This is a genomic window from Variovorax sp. Soil_C_33 (assembly GCF_057656935.1).
Window position 1 is genome coordinate 1 of record NZ_JBDGJK010000058.1, and the last position, 341, is coordinate 341.

At 66.9% G+C, this 341-nt stretch carries 1 protein-coding gene; it reads right to left on the reverse strand.

Annotated features, from left to right (window positions below; translation table 11 throughout):
• Positions 1-341, reverse strand: a 341-nt coding sequence (locus AC3A6B_RS29910) for a methyl-accepting chemotaxis protein (RefSeq protein WP_487840252.1), incomplete at both ends; no start/stop codon positions are given.

Here is a 341-nt window from a genome sequence, read left to right on the forward strand (position 1 = left end):
GCCGCGGCCGAGCGCTGCGCCAGGCTGCGCACCTCCGATGCCACCACCGCGAAGCCCCTGCCCTGCTCGCCGGCACGGGCCGCTTCGACCGCTGCGTTCAAGGCCAGGATGTTGGTCTGGAAGGCGATGCCGTCGATCACGCCGATGATGTCGACGATCTTCTTCGACGAAGCATTGATCGAAGCCATGGTGTCCACCACCTGGCTGACCACGTCGCCGCCCTTGACTGCCACCTCGGAGGCCGAGAGCGCGAGCTGATTGGCCTGGCGCGCGTTGTCGGCGTTCTGCTTCACGGTGCTGGTGAGTTCTTCCATCGAGGCCGCGGTCTGCTCCAGCGAGCT